Annotated in this window: 19 protein-coding genes; 15 read left to right on the forward strand and 4 right to left on the reverse strand. The window is 59.1% G+C overall.

Translation table 11 applies throughout. The features are described 5' to 3' along the window. Positions 1-68: 68 nt before the first annotated feature. The 10 genes from BLJAPNOD_RS30645 to BLJAPNOD_RS30690 all read left to right on the forward strand — a co-directional run bounded on the left by BLJAPNOD_RS30645 (position 69) and on the right by BLJAPNOD_RS30690 (position 9,939). Positions 69-551 (forward strand): Lrp/AsnC family transcriptional regulator, encoded by a 483-nt coding sequence (locus BLJAPNOD_RS30645; protein WP_077499239.1) that lies wholly within the window; start codon positions 69-71, stop codon positions 549-551. A gap of 119 nt (positions 552-670) precedes the next feature. Further along, positions 671-2,167: an NAD-dependent succinate-semialdehyde dehydrogenase gene (locus BLJAPNOD_RS30650; protein ID WP_115422544.1), complete on the forward strand. Its 1,497-nt coding sequence runs from the start codon at positions 671-673 to the stop codon at positions 2,165-2,167. Positions 2,168-2,217: 50 nt separating this feature from the next. After that, positions 2,218-3,594 carry an aspartate aminotransferase family protein gene (locus tag BLJAPNOD_RS30655; RefSeq protein ID WP_115422545.1) on the forward strand — a complete coding sequence of 459 codons (1,377 nt, stop codon included), beginning with the start codon at positions 2,218-2,220 and terminating at the stop codon, positions 3,592-3,594. Next, positions 3,591-4,670, forward strand: a complete 1,080-nt coding sequence (locus tag BLJAPNOD_RS30660; RefSeq protein WP_077499233.1) for an alcohol dehydrogenase family protein — start codon at positions 3,591-3,593, stop codon at positions 4,668-4,670. The genes BLJAPNOD_RS30655 and BLJAPNOD_RS30660 overlap by 4 nt, the downstream gene beginning before the upstream one ends. 263 nt (positions 4,671-4,933) lie before the next feature. Continuing rightward, a complete protein-coding gene (locus tag BLJAPNOD_RS30665) occupies positions 4,934-5,224 on the forward strand; it encodes a hypothetical protein (RefSeq protein WP_147294612.1) in 291 nt (96 codons plus the stop codon). A 70-nt stretch (positions 5,225-5,294) separates the two neighbouring features. Next, positions 5,295-5,687, forward strand: coding sequence for a Rid family hydrolase (locus BLJAPNOD_RS30670; RefSeq protein WP_115422547.1), 393 nt, complete (start codon positions 5,295-5,297; stop codon positions 5,685-5,687). Between the two features lie 134 nt (positions 5,688-5,821). Then, positions 5,822-6,820, forward strand: coding sequence for a DctP family TRAP transporter solute-binding subunit (locus tag BLJAPNOD_RS30675; RefSeq protein ID WP_115422548.1), 999 nt, complete (start codon positions 5,822-5,824; stop codon positions 6,818-6,820). An 88-nt stretch (positions 6,821-6,908) separates the two neighbouring features. Next, on the forward strand, positions 6,909-7,385 hold the full coding sequence (locus BLJAPNOD_RS30680) for a TRAP transporter small permease (RefSeq protein ID WP_115422549.1): 477 nt from the start codon (positions 6,909-6,911) through the stop codon (positions 7,383-7,385). Further along, positions 7,382-8,662, forward strand: a complete 1,281-nt coding sequence (locus BLJAPNOD_RS30685; protein ID WP_115422550.1) for a TRAP transporter large permease — start codon at positions 7,382-7,384, stop codon at positions 8,660-8,662. The genes BLJAPNOD_RS30680 and BLJAPNOD_RS30685 overlap by 4 nt, the downstream gene beginning before the upstream one ends. Positions 8,663-8,694: 32 nt before the next feature. Next, the gene (locus tag BLJAPNOD_RS30690; RefSeq protein WP_115422551.1) at positions 8,695-9,939 is read left to right on the forward strand and encodes a Zn-dependent hydrolase; all 1,245 of its coding nucleotides are present in this window, start codon (positions 8,695-8,697) and stop codon (positions 9,937-9,939) included. A 29-nt stretch (positions 9,940-9,968) separates the two neighbouring features. On the opposite strand, the gene BLJAPNOD_RS30695 is transcribed toward BLJAPNOD_RS30690, so the two are convergent. From BLJAPNOD_RS30695 to BLJAPNOD_RS30710, 4 genes are read right to left on the reverse strand one after another with little or no spacing between them, the layout of a single operon-like run. Beyond that, entirely contained in the window at positions 9,969-10,889 is a 921-nt protein-coding gene (locus BLJAPNOD_RS30695) for a LysR family transcriptional regulator (protein WP_115422552.1), read from the reverse strand. Between the two features lie 60 nt (positions 10,890-10,949). Next, complete coding sequence (locus tag BLJAPNOD_RS30700) at positions 10,950-11,987, reverse strand: L-idonate 5-dehydrogenase (RefSeq protein ID WP_115422553.1); 1,038 nt, start codon at positions 11,985-11,987, stop codon at positions 10,950-10,952. An 11-nt stretch (positions 11,988-11,998) separates the two neighbouring features. Then, a complete protein-coding gene (locus tag BLJAPNOD_RS30705) occupies positions 11,999-12,766 on the reverse strand; it encodes an SDR family oxidoreductase (protein ID WP_115422554.1) in 768 nt (255 codons plus the stop codon). 10 nt (positions 12,767-12,776) lie between these two features. Beyond that, on the reverse strand, positions 12,777-13,976 hold the full coding sequence (locus BLJAPNOD_RS30710; RefSeq protein ID WP_199566065.1) for a mandelate racemase/muconate lactonizing enzyme family protein: 1,200 nt from the start codon (positions 13,974-13,976) through the stop codon (positions 12,777-12,779). Between the two features lie 162 nt (positions 13,977-14,138). On the opposite strand from BLJAPNOD_RS30710, the gene BLJAPNOD_RS30715 reads away from it, so the two are divergent. The 5 genes from BLJAPNOD_RS30715 (at position 14,139) to BLJAPNOD_RS30735 (ending at position 19,605) form a co-directional block, all read left to right on the forward strand. Further along, on the forward strand, positions 14,139-14,927 hold the full coding sequence (locus tag BLJAPNOD_RS30715; RefSeq protein WP_244611175.1) for a GntR family transcriptional regulator: 789 nt from the start codon (positions 14,139-14,141) through the stop codon (positions 14,925-14,927). 49 nt (positions 14,928-14,976) lie between these two features. Next, complete coding sequence (locus BLJAPNOD_RS30720) at positions 14,977-15,996, forward strand: TRAP transporter substrate-binding protein (RefSeq protein WP_115422556.1); 1,020 nt, start codon at positions 14,977-14,979, stop codon at positions 15,994-15,996. Positions 15,997-16,056: 60 nt separating this feature from the next. Next, positions 16,057-16,638: a TRAP transporter small permease gene (locus BLJAPNOD_RS30725; RefSeq protein ID WP_115422557.1), complete on the forward strand. Its 582-nt coding sequence runs from the start codon at positions 16,057-16,059 to the stop codon at positions 16,636-16,638. Next, positions 16,635-17,963, forward strand: a complete 1,329-nt coding sequence (locus tag BLJAPNOD_RS30730; protein WP_199566067.1) for a TRAP transporter large permease subunit — start codon at positions 16,635-16,637, stop codon at positions 17,961-17,963. The genes BLJAPNOD_RS30725 and BLJAPNOD_RS30730 overlap by 4 nt, the downstream gene beginning before the upstream one ends. Positions 17,964-18,447: 484 nt before the next feature. Continuing rightward, on the forward strand, positions 18,448-19,605 hold the full coding sequence (locus tag BLJAPNOD_RS30735; RefSeq protein WP_115422558.1) for an osmoprotectant NAGGN system M42 family peptidase: 1,158 nt from the start codon (positions 18,448-18,450) through the stop codon (positions 19,603-19,605). Positions 19,606-19,741 lie beyond the last annotated feature (136 nt).

Raw genomic sequence — 19,741 nt, forward strand, 5'->3', positions numbered from 1 at the left:
GCTAAAATCAGCACTCAATCTCTTTTTCCGGATTTGACATGAAACAGCACACGCGAAAGCCAGCCGAAATGAAACTCGACGCCATCGACCTGCGCATCCTTGAGGCGGTCCAGGAGGACGGGCGCATCACCAAGCTGGCGCTCGCGGAAAAGGCAGGGCTTTCCCCGACCCCCTGCTGGATGCGGCTTCGCAAACTGGAGAAGGCCGGCATCATCACCGGCTATCATGCCCGCGTTGCGGGGCGCCGCGTGGCGCCGGTGGCGAGCGTTATGATGGAGGTGACGCTCGGCAATCACCGGCAGACCGATTTCGAACGCTTCGAGCGCGCCGTCGCAGCCATTCCCGAGATCACCGCCTGCTGGTCGGTCGGCGGCGGCGTTGACTATATCTTGAAGATCGTCGCTGCCGACATCGACGCCTACCAGCGGCTGGTGGACGGCCTTCTCGATCGCGAGCTCGGCATCGAGCGCTACTTCACCTACATCGTGACGAAGACGATCAAGGAAGAAACCGTTCTGCCACTTGCCGCATTGCTTCCCGCGTCGCTCTAGACCATCTCTCTGCGTTCACGCGCAAAATCAGACAAATTCTCTCTCGGCAATGTGCTGAACAGACAATCTCTCGCGCGCTTGCTGTCACCATCTCCGCAACACATGCCGAGGAGATGCCGATGACCGCCGTTTTCGCCCGCACGCCGTTTCACGACACCCTGAACCAATTGAAAGATCGCCATCTGCTGCGTGAGCTTGCCTATGTCGGCGGACGCTGGACCTCTTCGCGCCACGGCAAGAGCTTTGCGATCACCGATCCGGCTACGGGAGGTTCGCTCGCCTGGGTGGCCTCGCTCGACGGCGATGAAACGACAGCCGCCATCGATGCTGCAGACCGGGCATTTGCCGGCTGGCGTGATCTTCCTCCCCATCACCGTGCCGCGATGTTGTGCAGATGGGGTGAGCAGATGATCGCCGCCAGGGATGATCTCGCCTTGATCATGGCGCTGGAGCAGGGAAAGCCGATTGCCGAAGCACGTGGCGAGATCGACTACGCTGCGTCCTTCCTCGAGTGGTATGCCGAAGAAGGCAAGCGGATGAATGCCGAAAGCGTCACCAGCCACCTTGCGGGCGCCGAGATGGTCGTTCGGCGGGAAGCGCTCGGCGTCGTCGGCATCGTCACTCCCTGGAACTTCCCTTCGGCGATGGTAACGCGAAAGGCGGCCGCGGCCCTTGCGGCCGGTTGCACGGTGGTCGCCCACCCTTCCTCGGAAACGCCGCTCTCGGCGCTGGCTCTCGCCGTGCTCGCGGAGCGGGCCGGCATTCCGGCCGGCGTCTTCAACGTCGTTACCGGCAATGCATCGACGATCGTCGGACAGATGTGCGCCGACAAACGGGTGCGTGCCATGAGCTTTACCGGTTCGACCGAGATCGGTCGCCTGATCGCCGGGCAGTGCGCCCCGACGATGAAGCGGCTTGTCATGGAGCTGGGCGGTCATGCCCCCTTAATCGTTTTCGCCGACGCGGACATCGAAAAGGCCGCCGATATCGCGGTCAGCGCCAAGTTTGCGACCTCCGGCCAAGACTGCCTGGCCGCCAATCGCATCTATGTCGAGCGCCCGATCGTCGGGGCCTTCAACGCCGCATTTGCGGCGCGCATCGCCGCTCTGAAGGTCGGTTCAGGGCTCAGCGCCGGCGTCGACATCGGTCCGCTGATGCATGAGCGCGCGGTCGCCAAGGTGGAGGAGCATGTCGCCGACGCCTTGAAGCGAGGGGCGACGCTTGTGTCCGGCGGGAAGCGGCGTGATGCGGGGGCGCTGTTTTATGAGCCTACTCTTCTGACGGATGTCCCGGATGATGCCCTGATCATGCAGGAAGAGACCTTCGGGCCCGTTGCGGCGGTAACTGCATTCGACAGCGAGACGGAGGTGATCGCCCGGGCCAATGACACCGAATACGGTCTGGTCGCCTATGTGGTGACGGAAAATGGCAAGCGGCAATGGCGCCTGGGTCGCGCCCTGCAATTCGGCATGGTGGCGATCAACCGTGTGAAGATCACCGGCGGCCCCGTTCCGTTCGGCGGCTGGAAACAATCGGGTCTCGGCCGCGAGGGCTCCAGGCACGGGCTCGAGGCTTTCACCGAGCTCAAATACCTCTGCATCGACACCGCCGCCTGATGCCGAAGGCGCGAGATCCATTCAAGACGACAGCATAAGGACAAAAGAAAATGCTCGACCGCAACAACGAACTGACCGCCTGGGATCGTGACCATTTTTTCCACCCATCGACCCATATGGGCATGCATGCGCGCGGCGAAACACCGACGCGGGTCATCGCCGGCGGCGAGGGCGTCTACATTACGGATGTGAACGGTCGGACCAGCCTCGACGCCTTTGCCGGTCTCTACTGCGTCAATGTTGGCTACGGCCGCCAGAAGATCGCCGATGCCATCGCCGAGCAGGCGAAGAACCTTGCCTATTACCACGCCTATGTCGGGCACGGCACAGAAGCATCGATCACCCTGTCGAAGATGATCATCGACCGCGCGCCTGAGGGCATGTCGCGGGTCTATTTCGGTCTCTCCGGCTCCGACGCCAACGAAACCAACATCAAGCTGATCTGGTACTATAACAACATTCTCGGCCGGCCGGAAAAGAAGAAGATCATCTCGCGCTGGCGCGGCTATCACGGTTCCGGCGTGATGACCGGATCGCTGACCGGCCTTGCGCTGTTTCACAACGCCTTCGACCTGCCGCGCGCGCCGATCCTGCACACGGAGGCACCCTATTATTTCCGCCGGCCGGACCGCTCGATGGACGAGGAGCAGTTTTCGCAATATTGCGCCGACAAGCTCGAGGAGATGATCCTGGCCGAAGGGCCGGATACGATCGCCGCCTTCATCGGCGAACCGATCCTCGGCACCGGCGGCATCGTGCCGCCACCGAAGGGGTACTGGCAGAAGATCCAGGTCGTGCTCGACAAGCATGACATCCTGCTTATTGCCGACGAGGTGGTCACCGGCTTCGGCCGCCTCGGCACAATGTTCGGCTCCGACCACTACGGCATCAAGCCGGATCTTATCACCATCGCCAAGGGACTCACCTCCGCCTATGCGCCGCTTTCCGGGACGATCGTCTCCGACAAGGTCTGGCAGGTGCTGGTTCAGGGATCGGACGAACTGGGCGCGATCGGCCACGGCTGGACCTATTCCTCCCACCCGATCTGCGCCGCGGCTGGTATCGCCAATCTCGAGCTGATCGACGAACTTGGCTTGGTCGAGAATGCCGGTGCGACCGGCGCCTATTTCCGTGAGCAGCTTGCCGAGGCGGTCGGCGACCACGCGCATGTGGGCGAGGTTCGCGGTGACGGAATGATGGCGGCCGTCGAGTTCGTCGAAGACCGGGATGACCGCCGGTTCTTCGATGTGGGCAAGAAAATCGGCCCACAAGTGGCAGCAGCACTTGCTGAGCGCGGCGTCATTGGCCGGGCGATGCCGCAGGGCGACATTCTCGGTTTCGCGCCGCCTCTGTGCCTGACGAAGGAAGAGGCTGACGTGGTGGTGAAGGCAGCCGCTGGCGCCATCGAAGGGGTGTTCGCACGATGACCGTCATGCCCGCGATACCAAGCACGATGAGCGCGGTGCAACTCGTTGGTCACGGGGGCATCGACAAGCTCTTCTACAACACCTCCGTCCCTGTGCCGGAGCCGGCTGGCGACGAGGTACTGATAAAAGTGGCGGCCTGCGGCATGAACAATACCGACGTGTGGGTGCGCCAAGGCGCCTACGGCACGGAGGATGATGCTGCAGCGGTTTCCACCTGGCGCCGCCAGGCAAACACGCTCACCTTTCCGCGCATCCAGGGCACCGACACGGTCGGCCACATCGTCGCCGTCGGTGCGGGCATCGATCCCGCGAGGATCGGCGAACGCGTGATGGTGGACTTTTCGATCTATAACCGTGACGACGACAGTCTCGCAGACATCGACTATATCGGCCATGGCCGCGATGGCGGCTACGCGCAATACATGGCGGTGCCGGCGCAGAACGCCCATGTGGTCAATACGGACCTGACCGATATCGAGCTCGCAACATTCTGCTGTGCCTATCTGACGGCGGAACGCATGCTCGAAAGGGCCCGCCTTGCAGCCGGCGAGACCGTGCTGGTGACCGGCGCATCGGGCGGGGTCGGCAGCGCCATCATCCAACTGGCGCGCGTCCGAGGTGCGTTTCCGATCGCCATTACAGCCCAGGGCAAGGAGCAATCCGTTCTTGCCATCGGTGCGCAGGCCGTGGTGACGCGTGGCGACGGTCATCTTGTCGACGCGGTCCGCAAGGCCGCGAAAGGCAGGCCGATCGATGTGGTCGCCGATCTCGTCGCCGGCCCGCTCTTCAATGATCTGCTGAAAGTGCTCAGACCCGAGGGCCGCTACACGACGGCCGGTGCGATTGGCGGCCCGGTCGTTCAGCTCGATCTGCGCACCTTGTATCTGAAACAACTCGAACTGCATGGTTCAAGTCAGGGCAGCCGGGCGGACTTCCGGCGTCTCGTCGGCTATATCGAGGAAAAACGCATCCGGCCGCTGGTTGCGGGCGTCTATCCGCTTTCCGATTTCCACCGCGCGCAGAGGGATTTCATGGCCAAGGGTTTCGTCGGCAATCTGGTCGTCGTTCCGGATTGAGGCGCGAGCCGACTGTTCGCCAGACCTCCATTTGGCAGTTCTGCGGTCTATGCCACGCAATCCGAAACTGCTCGCGACCCGTTCCACATCGATCCTGTCACGGCAGAAGCGCCAGCAGAGACGGAACGCTAAATGGCTTCTTGAAAGCACAATAATTTTTCCAAGGCTTTGACTGGAAGAAGCAATACCCGGCACTAACTGCGGCGATGCTGCACCGCGAGTCGTGAGCTGAAAGTGGCATCGGCTCGGAGATGTTGAGAGACATGACGACTGCATCGGCTGAAAAATCCGCTCCCTGGATTTATGCCCACGTCGCGAGCCTGGTCGTGTTGCCTTTTGCCGCCGATCTCATGCTGCCACTCGGCTTCGGCAAGATTGTCGAGTATGGTCCGCGCCAGGAACTTTACGATCACCCGGGCCGCCCGCAGCCCGCCTTCTCGGGATCGCTAATTGTCATCGGCGATCGGTGCCTTCCCAAATTCACTGGGAAATCCGTCAGAACCGTACTCGTGCGCGTTAGGTATAACGACACGAACACGACGATTATGACTTGAACGAAATCACGATATCAAACATGCCGTTCTGTGGTGCTGTCCGTGCCGACAGCCGCGAGGATATGAAACCATGAAACACGAAATCATCGAAATTCCCATCATTTCGGAAGCAATTCGCAAACTTGGCGCGCCGACCTCGGCGCTGGCGCGGGTTGGGGGACTTCTCTACACCTGCGGCATGCCGCCGATCGATGTTAAGACCGGCGAGATTGTAAAGGGCGATATCGCGACACAGACGCGCGCCTGCATGGAGGCGCTCTCATTCACGTTGCGCCATGGTGGTTCGTCATTCGACAACGTCTTTAAAACGCTTGTCTTTATAACGGATAACGACTTTGCTGCGGGCATGAATGCGGTCTATCGGGACTATTTCAACGGCGCCTTTCCCACTCGAAGCTGCGTAACGATCAAGCCGTGGACGCATTTCGATATAGAGATCGAGTGTATCGCGACTGTCGGGTAGCATGGTCTATCGCACGGACTGCACAAGGTTACCCATAAGTGGGTGCAATGGATGCCATTGGATCCGGCTATTTGCATTGTTGGCCAGACTGGCTGCCATATATGCCCAGAATAAATGCAACAAGCGAGGGTGATATGAAACTGGGCATTTCGAGAATTTCGCGCGGACTGGCCGCGACCATGCTGGCTGGCATCATCGGACTTTCCTCTCACGCAACGGCCATGGCTGAAACGACCATCCGCCTTGGCCACGTTCTTGCCGATACGCACAGCTGGCATAAAGCTTCCACGGACCTTGCAAAGGAAGTCGCGGAAAAAACCGCAGGTCGCGTTAAGATCGAAATCTTCCCCTCCGGTCAGCTAGGCACGGAGAAGGAAGTGATCGAAGGCATGCAGATCGGCACCATCCAGGGTGGACTGATCGGCAGTGGATCCTTTCAATTCGTTGAGCCGAAATTCGGCATCATCGAGATGCCCTACGCCTGGACCAGCCGAGAGCAAGCTTTCGCCGCGCTCGACGGTAAGCTTGGAACCACACTCGCTGATCTCTTGCGGCCGAAGGGGATCGAGGTCCTCGCGTGGTGGGAAAACGGCTTCCGCAATATCACGAACAACAAGCATCCGATCGTCAAGCCTGCCGACCTCAACGGCATCAAGATCCGCGTAACGCCCGACAAGGTGAGGCTCGCAACGTTCGAACTTCTCGGCGCGCAGCCGGCACCGCTGGCCTTTGGAGAGCTCTACTCGGCCCTTCAGCAAGGCGTGTTCGACGCGCAGGAGAACCCTCTCTCCATTATCGACGCTTCGTCGTTCTACGAAGTGCAGAAATTCGTCTCGATGACCGGCCACATCTGGGGTGCTGCGTGCCTGACGGTATCGAGCATGACCTGGGCCCAGATTTCACCGGAAGACCAAGCCGTCGTCAAGGAAGCGGCCGTCAAGTGGGGCAACATGCAGCGCCAGATGGTTGCCGACAACGAGGTCGCTTTGATCGAGACACTCAAGTCAAAGGGCATGCAGTTCAACGAAGTGGACAAGCCTGCTTTCGTCGAGGCGCTGAAGCCGATCTGGGAAAGCGAAAAGGACGTCTTCGGCCCCGAACTGCTTGAGGTCATGGATAGCTACCGCAAGTGATGCGGTCCGTCCTGTCCGTCAGTGTCGGGCAGGACGTTTTCGTCCCTTCGCGGGACCTAACCTGACGTCCACCAACAGCGAGGCTTCCATGCAAGAGGCGCCTATACCGCGCTCGCGGATCTCCAATGCTATTGATAATGTCGCTGGTGCCCTGGGCAGCCTGGCCATCGCCACCTTCACTGTCATCATCGTCTATGTCGTCATCTGTCGATATGCCTTCTCCTTCACGCCGCGTTGGTCTGAGGAAATCCCACGGCTGCTGCTTGTATGGGTCACGTTTATAGGCGCAATTTCGGCCTTCATCCGCCAGACGCATCTGTGCGCCGGCTTGACGGATCTGCTCGTTTCGCCTGGGCGGTTGCGCACGTTCCTGGCTTTGCTCGCGCGTCTTGCAACCTTTCTCTTCCTGATCGTCATCGTCTGGTCCGGATGGAAGATAACGGTCCTGACATGGTCGCATCAGACGACGGTTCTGAGCTGGCCTGCCGGCTTGGTCTATCTTGCACTGCCCGTTACGGCCGCCATCACTTTCGTCGCCCTGCTTGCCGTGGAACTGCGCAAATGAGCCTTGCCCTTCTTGTCCTATTTGCCGTCTTCGTTCTTTTGCTTCTCATCGACACGCCGATCGTGATCGCGCTTACACTGTCTTCGGTCGCCTATCTGGTCGTCGGAGACGCTTTGCCGGTGATGGTCGTGGCACAGCGCATGGTCGCGGGCATCGACAGCTTTACGTTGCTCGCAATTCCTCTGTTCCTGCTGGCTGGCCTGTTGATGGTCCATGGGGGGCTGGCGCCAAGAATTGTCAATCTCTGTGCAGCCGTCGTCGGCCAGCGCACAGGCGGCCTGGCGATCGTGATGATTGCGGCCTGCATGATGTTCGGCTCGCTCTCTGGATCGGGTGTCGCAGATGTGGTGGCGATAGGCTCGATGCTATTGCCGGCCATGAAGGAACGGGGATACGACCCCGGCTTCTCTGCAGCTGGACTGGGCTGCGCCGGCTCTCTTGGTACCGTCATCCCACCCTCCATCGTACTCATCGTCTACGGTACGGCGACAGGGACTTCGATCGGGCAGCTTTTCATCCATTCCATCGGCCCCGGCATCCTGCTCGGCCTCGGGTTGATGTTCGTTGCCTGGTGGATTTCCCGCAAGAACGGCTGGAAAGGCGGCGAGCCGTTCAGCTGGGCACGCTTGCGCTTGGCATTGCGCGAATCCTTTCTTGCTCTGCTTGCTCCGGTAATCATTGTCGGTGGCATCCGTTTCGGCGTCTTCACTCCAACGGAGGCAGCCGGGATCGGCGTCGCATATGCCCTGCTTGTTGGAGTGTTCGTCTATCGCAAGCTGACGTTTTCCAAGATCTTCGCTCTCCTGCGGGACACGACGGAAATGAGTGGATCCATTCTCATCGTCATTGCCGCAGCCTCCGTGTTCGGCTGGATCCTGACGGTCGAGCAGGTACCGCAACTCGTCGTCAACGCCATCACCAGCGCGACCGAAAGCGCCACCATCGCCCTCTTGTTGATGATGCTGGCCGTCCTGATCCTGGGTACGTTCATGGAATCCATCGCCATCATTCTCATCCTGGCGCCGGTTTTTGTTCCTGTGCTGCGAGTGTACGAGATCGACCCGGTTTACTTCGGCGTGCTTTTGACCATCAATCTGGCGATTGGCGCTAATACGCCGCCGCTCGGCATTGACCTTATGGCCGCATGCCGCACTGGCGGAATACCGATGTCCGCATCGTTCCGTTACCTCCTGCCGTTTATCGGCGTCATGACACTTGTCATGGTCTTGCTCGTCCTCTTCCCTGGGCTGATGGCGCTGATGTCGTTCGGGATGTGAGCCGCTGTCTGCAATCAATTGAAAGGTGAACCATGTCGTTCGCACCGAATACCCGCGTCAATTTCGACCGCTTCTGGTCGACAATCGAGAGTTCTGCCGAAATCGGGAAGGGACGCCCAGGGGGCCTTGCTCGTTTGACCTTGACGGACGACGATCGCAGGATGCGCGATCTCTTCGTCAGTTGGTGCCGGGATGCCGGCTTGAGCGTCGAGATCGATGAACTCGGCAACATTTTTGGGCGCCGTGAGGGAACTGAGCCTGCCCTGCCTCCCGTCCTGATCGGCAGTCATCTCGATACGCAAATCAACGGCGGCCGCTTCGACGGTATTGCCGGGGTTCTCTCGGGCCTTGAGGTGGTGCGCACATTGAACGACGCCGGTCATGTCACCCGCCGAGCGATCGTTGTCGTCGATTGGACAAACGAGGAGGGGGCACGGTTTTCGCCGCCAATGGTAGCGTCTGGCTGTTTTGTCGGAGCCTATGATGTGAATTGGGTGAAAGACCTGATCTCCGACGACGGCGCTCGTTTTGGTGCCGAGCTTGAACGTATCGGTTACAACGGCAACAAGCCCTGCCGTGCCGGTGACATCGACGCTTACTACGAACTGCATATCGAGCAGGGGCCCGTTCTGGATTCTGAAAGCCGCCAGGTGGGCGTGGTCACAGGGGGATATCCAAGCTATGGCATGCGGGTCCGCTTTACCGGCAAAACGGCGCATACCGGTCCGACGCCGATGGATTTGCGTCGCAACGCGTTGATCGCCGGCGCGCGCTGGTTGACGGCAGTGGATGATATCGGTTGGGATTTCGCCGTCGGCGACGGCAAGGCGACCGGAGCACGGCTTGCGGCCTGGCCGAACAAGCCGGGCATCCTTTCCGACACTGCCCAAGCGATCTGTGATGTCCGCCATCCCGATCCAGCCACAGCGCGTGTCATGGGCGAAAAAATGCGCCGAGCCGTCTTTGAAAGTGCAGCACGCGCAGGCTGCGAAGCGGCCATTGAAGACGAATGGTTCTGGGGTGGCGACATTTTCGACCGAGCGATGGTCGACGGTATTCGGGCGGAAGCCGGACGGATGGGCTTTAACTGGCGCGACATTCAGTCCCAGGCCGGGCACGACGCCTATTTCCTTGCCCGGCATTGCCCGACTGCCATGATCTTCACGCCCTGCAAGGGCGGCATCACTCATAACAATGAGGAGAATTGCGACCGTAGCGACCTCGAACCGGGGCTGAATGTCCTGTTGCACGCTGTCGTGACCCGCGCCGACCGCTGAGCGACCAACGGCAAAAGGGTTCGGCGCGCTCAATGCATATCGGGATAGAGCGCGCGCAGTTCTTGTACCAATTCGATGAAGTGGCGCTCGGCGCGGGAATAGTCACATTCGGGATGCATCACGAGGAAGACGTCCGCCCCAAGAGGGTATCCCTTGATCTCCAGCGGCCAAAGAAGTCCGTTTGCCACTTCATCGTGCACGGCCGTCAAGGGTAGAATTCCTATTCCGAGGCCCGCGACAATCATCCTCCTCACCTCTTCGAGGTTGGGGCTTTGCCCACTGATCCTTTCGCCCAATCCAAGGCTTTGGCTGAGGACAGACATTGGCTCAAGGCCCATGCCCTCGCTGGCGCAAGTGAAGGAAACAAAGGATTCCTGACGCAGTTCCCGCTTTTCCACCTCCTTGCGTCCGAAGAAGGGGTGCTCGGCGCCGCAATAGACGCTGAACTCCTCGCGGAAGAGCAACCTGCAATCCAGGCTGAAGACGGGGCGTGACAGAAGGCAAAGCCCGATGCCGCACTTCTCGGACTGAATGCGCTTGATGGTGTCCTGGCTGTTCTGGACTTCCATGATCCAGGTGACGGACGGGTAACGCTGGTGATAGAGCCGAAGCGCCTCATTGATTAAGGGAGATTCGAGGTTCGAGATGATCTGGATGCGCACCTCGCCGAACTCTTCGACCGTCCTTTCCTGCGTGAGCTGACCAATGCGCTCGACGGCGCGGAAAATCTCGCCACACTCCTCGTAGACTTTTTGCCCACGGGCCGTCAGCTCGAATTTCCGGCTGCCGCGCAGGACGAGCTGGCAGGACAGTTGTTCCTCCAGTCGCTGCAACGCCTGGCTCACCGACGGCTGGCTCATGTTCAGCCTGCCTGCTGCGCGCGTAAGGCTGCGCTCCTCCGCGATCATGAAAAAAGATCGCAGGAGATTAAGATTGAGATCTGTCAACATTCTTCGAATGTAGCCGCTCGCATCACCGCCAGCAATCCGATGGTGACACGACAATCTCAATCATCGGAAATCAATCTGTACCTTCATGGCTCGGCTGCGATCTGCGGCAAGGTCGAACGCATCGACGACGTGATCGACGCAATAGGTGTGGCTGATCAGTGGCGAGAGGTCGATCCGGCTGCTGCTGATAAGATCGACGGCTTCGGCAAACTCTGCGTCAAAGCGGAAGCTTCCGGTGACGTTGAGTTCTTTGGTGACGACAAAAGGCAACGGGAAGGGCATCGAGCCGCCGAGCCCGACGGCAACCAGTGTTCCGCGCGGTCTCAGGCAATCAATTGCGCTTGCGACCGCCGCGGGATGCCCCGTGCAATCGAAGGCGACGTCGATCTTGCCCTTGCCGGCCTTGTAGGCCGAAAGTCCCGTCGCATCAGGGCCGTTCAATACGACTTCATCAGCACCCAGCCGCGGCGCGATCGCAAGCGGCGCCTCCACGACATCACACGCAATGACATGCTTGGCGCCGGCAAGACGCGCAGCAGCAATGGTCAGGCAGCCTATAGGGCCGCATCCGGAGACGAGTACAATCTTTCCGAGCAGCGATCCGGCCTGTTTGATAGCGTGAAGGCAGACCGCAAAGGGTTCTGCAAGGGCGGCAAGCCCGGCATCGACGTTGGAGCCGACGGGATAAAGCAGATCGGACCGCACAATCAGGGTGTCGCGGAAAAGGCCTTGAGCATGGGGAAAGCGCATCGCGCTACCCCGAAACACCATATCGTTGCAATGGTTGCGCAAACCGCGCCGGCATTCCTCGCATTTTCCGCAGGGCAATGACGGATTGATGGCCACTAACTGTCCCGTCACAAGGCCTTCGACCCCTTTGCCGACGACGGCAACCACGCCGGATGCCTCATGCCCCAGGATCATCGGCTCCTTGAGGGAAACGGAACCGAACCCGCCGTTGTGATAGTAGTGCAGATCGGAGCCGCAGATGCCGCCCGCTGCGATGCGAACCATTACCTCGCCGTCACCGGGCTCGATATCTTCCGGCCGCGTCTCGAGGCGCAGGTCATGGGAACCGTATGCAACCACTGCACGCATGATGTTTCCTCTCACAGGACCGACAGCATGCCGCCGTCGACATAAATCATCTGGCCGTTGACGTAGTCGGACGCTGCCGATGACAGGAAGACGGCGGCCCCCACAAGCTCCTCGGGCTTGCCCCAGCGCTCGGCTGGCGTTCGAGCCTTGACCCAAGCATCGAATTTGGGGTCCTTGATGAGCGCTTCGTTCATGTCGGTCAGCATATAACCCGGACCGATACCATTGGTCTGTATACCGGATCTGGCCCATTCGGCGGCCATGCCCTTCGTGAGCATTTTCACTCCGCCCTTGGCAACGGTATAGGGAATGACGGTGGCGCGCGCGAGTTCGCTTGTCAGCGAGCCGATATTGATGATTTTGCCACGGCCGCGAACGATCATCCGTCGGGCAGCTTCTCGACCGATCAGAAAAGCGCTGGTGAGGTTCGTATCGATCACGCGTTGCCAATCGGAAAGCGCCAGTTCGACCAACGGCTGGCGATGCTGGATGCCGGCGTTGTTGACGAGGATGTCGATTTCCAGGCCGGCCGCATCGAAGCGTTCAAATGCAGCCATGACCTCGGTTTCGCTTGTCACGTCGAACGCTGCCTCATGCACGGTATAGCCATCGCTGCGCAATGCGGCTGCCGCTGTTTCGACCGCCGCCACGGAACGGCCGTTGAGAACAAGGTGAGCGCCGGCGTTGCCCAGTCCCTTGGCGATCGCCTGACCAAGGCCGCGTGTAGAGCCGGTCACGAGCGCCGTGCGACCGGAAAGATCAAAAAGGGAGTTTGTCACGGTTGGCTCCTCAAAGTTCGGACTTGCGATAGATGAGATCGGAGCGGTCGTAGACCGCTGGCAGCAGGTCGACACCAAGACCCGGCCCTTCCATCGGCAGCACATATCCGTCTCTGATCGTCGGGACTTCGGTTACCAGTTCCTTGTACCAGCCTGTGTAGAACGCGCGGACCGATTCCTGGATCAGCGTATTGGGCTGGCTGAAGGAGGCATGGATTGCTGCTGCAAACCCGACAGGTCCGGTACAATCGTGCGGGGCAAAAGGGCGATGGTAGGTATCGGCGAGAGCTGCAATTTTGCGACCTTCTGTCAAACCGCCGGTCCAGCACAGGTCGACCATGGCGATGTGTGTTGCGTCGCGCTCGAGCATGTCTTTATAGGGGAAGCGCGAGCCGAGTGTTTCGCTGGCGCAGACCCAGACGTCTGTCGAAGCCGCATATTCGGCCAATGCCTGCGGCGAGTTCATGCGGATTGGGTCCTCGTACCACATTGGGGCATAGGGCTCGAGGGCACGTGCGATCTTCTTGGCGGTCGGCAGGTTCCACAGCGAATGGAACTCGACCATGACGTCCATGCGGTCACCTACCCGCTTGCGGATCTTCTCAAAGGGCTCGATTGCCTTTTTCAGCTGCTCTGGCGAAATGTAGAGACCGCGATTTTCTTGCGCCGCCGGGTCGAATGGCCAGATCTTCATGGCGGTGATACCGCTTTCCAGGAGATTTTCCGCCAACGCGCCTGCATCGCTCATGAATCCGGCGAGATCTTCGTACGGCCCTTCGGCCGCGCCAAGATTCCAGGTATCGACCGGACGGATATTGTTGCTCCGGACATAGCCGTAGCCGGCACAGGTGTTGTAGACGCGCAGCCTGTCTGTGCACAGGCCGCCGAGCATCTGGTGCACTGGCTGGCCGCAAACCTTGCCGAACAGATCCCAAAGCGCGATGTCGATGGCCGAAGCGGCGCGGTATTCAGCACCCGTTGAGGACTGCGCGACGGGCAGATCTGTCATGATCCGATTGAGCGCTTCGATGCGAAGCGGATCTTGTCCAAGCAGGCGACCCGCCAGCGTTTCATGGATGTGGGCCTCGACCGCACCGGCACCGTAGAAAGTTTCACCCAGACCGATCGTTCCCTCGTCTGTCAGAACGCGAACCCACAGAACGTTTGCGAACTCCTTGGTACGCAACGTTTCCAATCCAATGATCTTCACCTCGTCCTCCATCGATGTCGCGCCGCTTGTCGCCTAGCGAACCGGCCTGCGCGGATTTTGAGAAATTCCGGAAGCCGCAATTGACATATCCTGATATTCTGTGAAATATCACAACAGATTTGCAATAGAGCCTGGGAGCATTTTTTGCAAGAGGCGACCTTGGTGAAGGAAGTTGGAGCAGCGCGCACAGTGCCAGTCGTCGCATTGGGGGACCGGCCCCTCGAACAAAACCGCGACCTGACCGCGATCGCCTATGAACGCATCGAGGAGCACTTCGTTTCGATGCGGCTTGCGCCAGGGGCCGAGATCCGCACCCAGGACCTGCAAGCGATGGTCAATCTCGGGCGTACACCAGTCCATCAGGCCGTACGCCGTCTGGCCGCCGAGACACTTCTTGAAGTTCGCCCACGCAATGGACTCAGGATTACCCCGATCGACCTGTCGCGCGAGAAGCGGCTCTCCGAGTTAAGACGTGATCTCAACCGGTTTGTCACCGCAACCGCGATCCGCAACATGACATCCAACGACCGTGCTGGACTGCATTACCTGCGGCGCAAACTCATAACCGAGATTGATACGATGACTGTCGATGCTTTCAATGCAGTCGATAAATCGTTCGATCGGCTTCTCATCCGCGCCTCCGGCGAACGCTTCCTGGAGCGCGTTCTGAGCCCGCTCCATGCGATAGCCCGCCGCATTGGCTATCTGCATATTACACAGATCAGTGGTCATGACGGCGTTGTAGGAAGCGCTGAACGTCATGTTGCGATCATGGATTTCATACTTGCAGGTGACGAAGAAAGAGCCTGTGCCGCATCCGACGAACTGGTGACGTACAGCGTCGGACTGCTTCAGCAGCTTGAAGAGCAGATAGATCCTGCACTTCTCGATGTGCGCTTCTCTGTAGAGCCGGGTAAGGCTGGCGGGGGGGCACCTGGACAACCCGCCTAGGTGGGATGTCGGTTCGAACGTGAATTCGGTTATCCAAGGGAGGAATAGCATGAAACGTTTTCTCATCGGTACGACATTTGCCGTTGTTGCGGCCATTGGACTTGCAGGAACGGCCCTCGCACAGGAGTTTACATTCCGCTTCCAATCGTCTGACCCCGCCGGCAATCCGAATTTCGAGTATCAGAAGGGCTGGACCGATCTTGTCGCAGAACGGTCCGGCGGCAAGGTGAAGATCGAACTTCTACCTGTCGGTTCGGTCGTCGAGTATAACGAGACGCTCGATGCCGTTGCAGGGGGCATTCTTGATGGCCAGATTTGCGATTCGTCCTACTGGGCCGGCAAGGACCCGGCTTTCGGCCTGATATCCAACCCTGTTGGCGCTTGGTCCGACCCGTCGCAGATGATCGACTTTGTCGAAAATGGCGGTGGCAAGGAGCTTATGCAGGAGTTGCTTGGTTCCTATGGTCTGCACTTCATTGGCGTCTCCACGCCCGGTCTCGAGGCTTTCGTGTCGCGTGTGCCACTTGATGGCGTTGACGATCTGAAAGGTCTCAAACTGCGCGCGCCGGAAGGCCCGATCGCGAACGTTTTCGCGGCAGCTGGTGCTGCACCTGTCAACCTGCCGTCATCGGAAGTCTACACCTCGATCGACAAGGGCGTGGTCGATGCCGCCGATTATTCGGTATTTTCGGTCAACCAGGCACAGGGCCTGAACGGTGTGGCCAAACATCCTGTCTACCCGGGGTTTCACTCGCTGCCGCTCGTCGAAGTGTCGATGAACAAGGCGAAGTGGGATGCTCTTCCCGACGATCTCAAGGCAGTGTTTGAGGCAACCGTGAAGGAATTTCAGCAAACCCAGATCAATGGTCTCAAGGCGGCCGACCAGAAGGCTGTAGCGGAGGCCAAGGCCGAAGGATCCATTACGGTTCACGACTGGTCGGCAGAGGAGCGCGCCAAGTTTCGCAAGCTTGGCGTTGCGGAATGGGAGAACATCGCCAAGCGCTCACCGATGGCGCAGAAGGTGTTCGATACCTTGACCGGTTATCTGAAGGAAAAGGGCCTCCTTTAGTCATATCCTGCGCGGCGGCCCGCGCGCGGCCGCCGCTTTCTCGTGCCAAGGGAGAGGGGCATGACAAGAGACGATTCAGTTTCCGAGACCGCTGAAACCGTCATCGGCGGTGACATCGCCAAGGCCGTTCCCGAAGCAGGCGTGCTCGGTCGCATCGTCGACAGGCTGGGCTATGTCTTTGCCTTCGGGATCGTGATGGCCGCTTTGATACTGTTGACGGAAGTGTTCCTGAGGTACGTGTTCAACAGGCCAACAATCTGGGCTCACGAGACGACCGTCTTTCTTTGCGGTGCAGCCTTTATTTTCGGCGGTCTTTATTGCACCTGTCGGAACAGCCACATCCGCGTCGTTCTGCTTTACGATCATTTTCCGCCGCGCTTGCGGCGCATCGCCGACATTCTGATCTCGCTCGTCAGCGCGCTTGCAAGCGGGTTCTTCGCCTATGCCGCCTACCATATGGTGACGCGGGCGGTGGTGACACCTTCCGGGGATATCCGGCTGGAAACCACCGGAAGTGCGTGGAGCCCGCCGACACCGGCGTTGATCAAGATTTTCATTCTGATGGTCATGGTCTTGCTGGTCGTGCAGTTTTTGATCCTTGCCGTCAATTACGCCAGGCGTGGCTCAGGGTCTGATCGATGACCGATTTTTTGGACTTCAGCATCAATCTTCAGGCGCTCGGAATCGGCTGGGGCACGCTCCTCATGTTCGCCATGATGGTTGCATTGCTACTCTCCGGCATGCCACTCGCCTTCGTGACGCTGCTCGTTGCGCTCATCTTCGCGCTCGGATGGTTTGGCCCCATGTCGATCCCGCTAATCACGAGCCGCGTCTATTCGTTCGTTATGAACTTTGTGTTCGTCTCCGTGCCGATGTTCGTGCTCATGGCGGCAATCCTGGACCGGTCCGGGATCGCCCGCGATCTGTTTGACGCGATGAAGCTTTTTGCGGGGCGCATTCGTGGCGGAGTCGCCGTACAGACGGTCTTCGTTTCGGTCATCCTTGCCGCAATGAGTGGTATTATCGGCGGCGAGATCGTCCTTCTCGGTCTGATTGCGCTGCCACAGATGCTTCGCCTTGGCTACGATCGAAACCTTGCCATCGGTGTTGTCTGCGCCGGCGGTTCACTCGGAACGATGATACCGCCTTCTATTGTCCTGATCATTTATGGCTTGACCGCCAATGTCTCCATAGGGGAATTGTTTACCGCGGCTTTCCTGCCTGGCTTCATGCTGGCGATGTTTTATGTCGCCTATATCCTGGCGCGTGCGTATTTCACGCCGCAAGTCGTGCCAGCGGTCGATCCGACGCCCATTCCGACGGAGGAAAAGCTTCGCCTCCTCAAAGGCCTCGCCCTGCCTGTGCTCGTGGTATTCGTTGTTCTGGGTTCAATCTATGGCGGTATCGCCTCGGTAACGGAAGCATCGGCCATCGGCGTCGGTGGCGTCGTTCTTTCGACGATCCTTCGCGGCGAGTTCTCCTATGCCTTGCTGCGCGGTGCAGCCATGCAGACGCTATCGACCGTCGGCATGATCGTATGGATCGGCATTGGCGCAACAGCGATCGTCGGCGTCTACAATCTGATGGGCGGCGTGAACTTTGTCTCCGGCATGATTACCGGCATCTCCGACAATCCGACCGTCATCGTGCTGGTCATGATGCTCATCTTGTTCGTGCTTGGGGCATTCCTCGATTGGGTGGGTATAGCGCTTTTGACCATGCCGATTTTCGTTCCGATCATCAAAACGCTCGGAATGGACCCGGTGTGGTTCGGCGTACTCTTCTGCATGAATATGCAGGTGTCTTTCCTTTCACCACCCTTTGGTCCGGCAGCATTCTACCTGAAATCGGTCGCACCGCCTGGCATCACGCTCGGTGTCATCTTCAAGGCGCTCGTACCTTTCATCATGCTACAGATCCTCGCGGTTGGACTACTGATCGCCTTTCCAGGCATAACGGGCAGGTGAAGGAAGGTGCGCCACCGGCACTAGTGCACGCATCGATGGCCCTGTTGTCTGAGATGCAGGAGACGGGGGGCTTTCAAACTCTTGACGTTTCGCACGGGATGACTTTACAGCGCATCGATCCACCTGATCGCAGGTGTTCAGTTCGATCGCCGGGTTGATTGTAGGCGTGGGCTGGATTGCGCCAAACGGATTTCGCGCCGAAATGCGTGCAATGCAGCATTGCCGCTTTGACGCGCGTTCATGTGTACCCGGGCGCGCTTTGATCGGCTGCCGTTGCGGTATTCGTGTTGGGCTCCGAAGACTAGATACGCAGCGCAAGGAGCGTCCAGCACAAGACCCCGAACTAGCTCCGTTATCGTTACATCCGCACCACGTCTTTCATTTCCGAACCACGTCGCCACCAATCAAGTCTCGCTCACGGGCGGCGCCTGCCGCCTGATCTTGCAATGTTGACGAGAGCTCCTTCAACTGCCACAAAGCTCGCATGCAGGCACCGATCGATATTGACCCGGGCTATCTGACCAGCCGGCTAAAAGCGCTGCTCGCCATCGCGAGCCCCACTGGGTTTACCGATGAAGCCGTGCGATATACTGCACGCGAACTTGAGCACCTCGGGCTGGAAGTGAAGTTGACCCGCCGCGGCGCAATCCGCGCAAGACGGCCCGGGTTTTCCGAACGGCCGTCGAGAGGCATCGTCTCACACCTCGATACACTCGGCGCGCAAGTGAAGGCGCTAAAGGACAATGGTCGACTGGAACTCGTGCCGGTTGGACATTGGTCGTCGCGCTTTGCCGAAGGTTCCCGCGTCTCAATTTTTTCAGGAAGAGGGATCTATCGCGGGTCCATCCTTCCGCTGAAAGCGTCGGGCCACACATTTAATGAGGAGATCGATACCCAGCCAACTGGCTGGCCACATGTCGAATTGCGCATCGATGCGCTTGCACGAGACCGCAAGGATATCATTCAACTCGGTATAGATGTTGGCGACATCGTGGCCGTCGATCCGCAGCCGGAATTTCTCGACAACGGCTTTATCGTCTCGCGTCATCTCGACGACAAGGCGGGAGTCGCGATCATGCTTGCCGCACTCGAGGCAATGCAACGGACAAATGTCGTAACTCCGGTCGATACCTATTGGCTTTTCACGATCGGCGAGGAGGTCGGCGTTGGCGCTTCGGCGGTTCTTGCTCCCGAAATTGCCTCCCTTGTTGCCATAGACAACGGCACCACTGCGCCCGGACAAAACTCCGATGAGTTTGGTGTTACGCTCGCGATGGCAGACCAGACAGGTCCCTTTGACTATCATCTCTCGAAGAAACTGTTCGAACTTTGCGGCGAACACGGTATCCGCGTTCAAAAGGACGTTTTCCGGTTTTATCGTTCCGATGCCGCCTCAGCCGTGGAGGCAGGACATGATGTGCGAACGGCGCTTTTGACCTTTGGCGTTGATGCATCGCACGGTTACGAGCGCATACACCTGCATGCACTGATGTCTGTGGCAAAACTTGCGGTCTACTATGCGGCAAGCGAGGTCCAGATCGAGCGCGACGCAGAGGAAGTTTCCGGCCTCAACGGTTTCACGCGCCAGAAGGCAGAGCGCGCCGAACAGCATATTAACGCCGACGAACCAGAAGCGTCGTAAGCGCCCACCTGTGTTGCAATACCGTACATTCCAAGGGAATCATTGGTTCGCTTGCGCTTGCGCTGAGGCGGAAGCGCGCGATGACGAAATATAATCATGATAAATTATTGCGAAGATAATATCTTTAGGTATAAAT

Source organism: Ensifer sp. M14 (assembly GCF_003355565.1).
In the GTDB taxonomy this organism is placed as follows: Bacteria; Pseudomonadota; Alphaproteobacteria; order Rhizobiales; family Rhizobiaceae; genus Ensifer.

Excerpts from the sequence above, each read along its gene's own strand:
- BLJAPNOD_RS30645 (WP_077499239.1), top strand. The coding sequence starts at position 69 with ATGAAACTCGACGCCATCGACCTGCGCATCCTTGAGGCGGTCCAGGAG.
- BLJAPNOD_RS30650 (WP_115422544.1), top strand. The coding sequence starts at position 671 with ATGACCGCCGTTTTCGCCCGCACGCCGTTTCACGACACCCTGAACCAA.
- BLJAPNOD_RS30655 (WP_115422545.1), top strand. The coding sequence starts at position 2,218 with ATGCTCGACCGCAACAACGAACTGACCGCCTGGGATCGTGACCATTTT.
- BLJAPNOD_RS30660 (WP_077499233.1), top strand. The coding sequence starts at position 3,591 with ATGACCGTCATGCCCGCGATACCAAGCACGATGAGCGCGGTGCAACTC.
- BLJAPNOD_RS30665 (WP_147294612.1), top strand. The coding sequence starts at position 4,934 with ATGACGACTGCATCGGCTGAAAAATCCGCTCCCTGGATTTATGCCCAC.
- BLJAPNOD_RS30670 (WP_115422547.1), top strand. The coding sequence starts at position 5,295 with ATGAAACACGAAATCATCGAAATTCCCATCATTTCGGAAGCAATTCGC.
- BLJAPNOD_RS30675 (WP_115422548.1), top strand. The coding sequence starts at position 5,822 with ATGAAACTGGGCATTTCGAGAATTTCGCGCGGACTGGCCGCGACCATG.
- BLJAPNOD_RS30680 (WP_115422549.1), top strand. The coding sequence starts at position 6,909 with ATGCAAGAGGCGCCTATACCGCGCTCGCGGATCTCCAATGCTATTGAT.
- BLJAPNOD_RS30685 (WP_115422550.1), top strand. The coding sequence starts at position 7,382 with ATGAGCCTTGCCCTTCTTGTCCTATTTGCCGTCTTCGTTCTTTTGCTT.
- BLJAPNOD_RS30690 (WP_115422551.1), top strand. The coding sequence starts at position 8,695 with ATGTCGTTCGCACCGAATACCCGCGTCAATTTCGACCGCTTCTGGTCG.
- BLJAPNOD_RS30695 (WP_115422552.1), bottom strand. The coding sequence starts at position 10,889 with ATGTTGACAGATCTCAATCTTAATCTCCTGCGATCTTTTTTCATGATC.
- BLJAPNOD_RS30700 (WP_115422553.1), bottom strand. The coding sequence starts at position 11,987 with ATGCGTGCAGTGGTTGCATACGGTTCCCATGACCTGCGCCTCGAGACG.
- BLJAPNOD_RS30720 (WP_115422556.1), top strand. The coding sequence starts at position 14,977 with ATGAAACGTTTTCTCATCGGTACGACATTTGCCGTTGTTGCGGCCATT.
- BLJAPNOD_RS30725 (WP_115422557.1), top strand. The coding sequence starts at position 16,057 with ATGACAAGAGACGATTCAGTTTCCGAGACCGCTGAAACCGTCATCGGC.
- BLJAPNOD_RS30730 (WP_199566067.1), top strand. The coding sequence starts at position 16,635 with ATGACCGATTTTTTGGACTTCAGCATCAATCTTCAGGCGCTCGGAATC.
- BLJAPNOD_RS30735 (WP_115422558.1), top strand. The coding sequence starts at position 18,448 with ATGCAGGCACCGATCGATATTGACCCGGGCTATCTGACCAGCCGGCTA.